A 2960-nucleotide genomic window follows, 5' to 3' on the forward strand; every position below is an offset into this window, starting at 1 on the left:
TATTATCAAGCACACTATAACAAACTTATTTTTCATCTTTAAGGCATAATAAAAGAGGTCTTGGAATAAAGGAATCTGACGTATTTTCCATCAGATTGTTTTATCCTGAGGCCTCTTGTGTTATCATATGGTTTTGTAACCGTGAAATAAAAAAGCAGAAACCTCCCCGACCAAAGTTTGATTTCTGCTTTCACCCAAACATAGCTTACGCTACATTCATGCATACCTATGATAACAATTAAAACAGAAAACTACAACCTTATTTCTCAGGATTTTTACAATAAAACAATAGATTCTCTTGATCTGAACCTTATTTCATGTGTCTGCGGTCACTCCGGCTGTCTTATCCGTTATGGCTCTTACAGACGCAGCATCCAGCTTGCTGACAGGGTTCTCTCCCTTTCAGTCATTCGTGTGTACTGCAAGGCATGCGGGCATACCCATGCACTGTTACTTTCATCCATGATCCCTTATTCACAGATCCCTCTGGTTCTGCACGTCCGTCTGATTCATGCTTATGAACATGAAACCGGATTCCGGAACATACTGGCAGAACAATACCTCGTGGATGAAAACAACCTGAAATCCATAATCCGGAACTACCGCTTACATTGGAAGCAGCGCCTGCTCTCCATGAGGCTTCACCTCCCCGATATCCCCAGCCTGATTTCAGGATGTTTTTCCCTCTTTTCCAGACAGTTCATGCAGATTAAATCAACCTCCAATAAACTTTTTATCCTGCCAACATAACCTTACACGACAGGTCTGGTTTTATCCCTTATCCTTTAGAAAAAGGAGGCAGATGAAATCTATGAAACAAGAAAAACAACAGGAAATCGCACTGATGCGCTATGGCGCCATCGCACCTATTATTGCAGGACTTGATGAACGTTATCCAAGCAAGACCGCTTTTTACACGGAAATTTCTGCAAAAGGACTCATGGGACCCGACGGGAAGCTCCATCATTATGCTCCCGCCACCATTGAAAAATGGTATCTGGACTATCAGAACCATGGTTTTGAAGGTCTCGTCCCGAAAGGGCGGTCAGATGCCGGCATGAGCCGCAAGCTTGACGAAGAACTTCAGGAGAGAATCCGGTATTTCAAGACCAACTATCCACGCATGTCTGCGGCCGCTATTTACAGGCAGCTGAAATCCGATGGCTCTGTAATAAACGGACAGGTATCCGAATCCACCGTCAGCCGCTTTGTGAAACGGCTTCAGTCGGAACTGCGGCAGACACCGAACAAGGATATGCGCCGCTATGAACGCCCTCATATCAATGAGGTCTGGTGCGGGGACAGCAGCGTCGGTCCCCGCCTTACAGATTCGGATGGCAAAAAACACCGGATCTATATCATTGCCCTGATTGATGATGCCAGCCGCTTCATTACCGGAATTGATGTGTTCTATCATGATAACTTTATCAACCTGATGTCGGTTATGAAATCAGCCATAGCAAAGTATGGGCGCCCAAAAGTTTTCAACTTTGACAATGGTAAATCTTACAAAAACAGGCAGATGGAACTCCTTGCCGCAAGAATCGGTACAACACTCAGTTACTGCCAGCCATACACTCCCACCGGAAAAGCCAAGATTGAACGCTGGTTCCGGACGATGAAGGATCAGTGGATGGCAGCCCTTGATATGCGGGATTTCCATTCACTGGAAGAACTGAGGGGAAGTCTGTACGCTTTTGTCCAGCAATACAACCAATCCCCCCATTCTTCCCTCCGTGGACTGTCCCCACAGGACCGTTTCTTTTCGGAACCGGAGCAGATCCGCAGACTTTCTGAGGAAGACATCCGTCAAAATTTCCTTCTGGAGATTGAACGCCGGGTATCTGCTGACAGTGTAATCGTCATCGACCAGATTGAATACGAAGTTGATTATCGTTTTGCACGGCAGCGTATCCGCCTGCGCTATTCCCCGGATATGAAAGAAATCTTCATTGTGGAAGCTGACGGGACGCTGACACCAATCCGGCTTCTCAATAAAACCGAAAACGCATTGATAAAAAGAGAAAAAGTACGCTTATGCAAAGGAGACGAATGATTATGGATTACACTGCAAGATATGGATTGGAGTTCAATCCTTTCCTAAAGAACTCAAAGGAAGTCCTCGTAGAAACACAGGAATACAAGGAGGTTCTGTTCCGTCTGAACTACCTGCTTACCACAAAAGGCTTCGGCCTCCTGACCGGAAGCGCCGGAAGAGGAAAGACCACCGCTGTCAGGAACTGGGCTTCGGGACTGAATACTTCCCTTTATAAAGTAGTTTATTCCAGTCTTTCCACCCTGACTGTAAATGATTTTTACCGGAATCTTGCCGCTGAACTTGGAGCCCAGCCTGCATTCCGCAAGACCGATAACTTCAAAATCATTCAGGATGAAATCAACCGTCTCGTACTTGAGAAACGACAGACGCCTGTCATCATCATAGATGAAGCGAACTATATCGGAAACGCTGTACTCAATGACTTAAAAATGCTGTTCAACTTTGAAATGGATTCCAAAGACCGGGCTGTTGTTCTTCTTTCCGGTCTGCCACAGCTCAACAGCACCCTGCGTCTAAGCATCCACGAACCTTTCCGCCAGAGAATTGTCATGAATTATAATCTGGAAGGCATGACAAAAGCAGAAGGGCATTCCTATGTTGCTGCCAAACTGAATGGCGCCGGATGCACACAAACGGTATTCGAAGACAATGCACTGGAAGCAATCCTCAATGCAGCGAATGGGACCCCACGTATGATCAACAAACTGTGTAATGCAAGTCTGTTGGTTGGAAACAGCTCAAATTTAAATATCATAACCGCCGATGCCGTCATGCAGGCAATCAATGACTGTGAACTCGGATAGCTTTAGAAACCATCATGTAAGATAATCTGCATGATGGTTTTTTCTCATAAAATAACGTGCCTGAAGCGTCCAAAAATATATGCTTCATCCCATCGTTA

Annotated in this window: 3 protein-coding genes; all 3 read left to right on the forward strand. The window is 45.4% G+C overall.

Translation table 11 applies throughout. From position 1 onward, the window contains the following. The first annotated feature begins 228 nt into the window (after window positions 1–228). The 3 genes from WKT17_RS16055 to WKT17_RS16065 are packed head-to-tail and all read left to right on the forward strand — an operon-like array spanning window position 229 to window position 2862. The gene (locus WKT17_RS16055) at window positions 229–750 is read left to right on the forward strand and encodes a hypothetical protein (RefSeq protein WP_291683786.1); all 522 of its coding nucleotides are present in this window, start codon (window positions 229–231) and stop codon (window positions 748–750) included. Between the two features lie 52 nt (window positions 751–802). Next, the gene (locus WKT17_RS16060; RefSeq protein ID WP_226971839.1) at window positions 803–2056 is read left to right on the forward strand and encodes a DDE-type integrase/transposase/recombinase; all 1254 of its coding nucleotides are present in this window, start codon (window positions 803–805) and stop codon (window positions 2054–2056) included. Between the two features lie 2 nt (window positions 2057–2058). Further along, window positions 2059–2862 carry an ExeA family protein gene (locus WKT17_RS16065; protein ID WP_217218428.1) on the forward strand — a complete coding sequence of 268 codons (804 nt, stop codon included), beginning with the start codon at window positions 2059–2061 and terminating at the stop codon, window positions 2860–2862. Window positions 2863–2960: the final 98 nt, after the last annotated feature.

It is taken from the genome of Blautia sp. HCN-20427 (assembly GCF_037890365.1).
GTDB lineage: Bacteria > Bacillota > Clostridia > Lachnospirales > Lachnospiraceae > Blautia.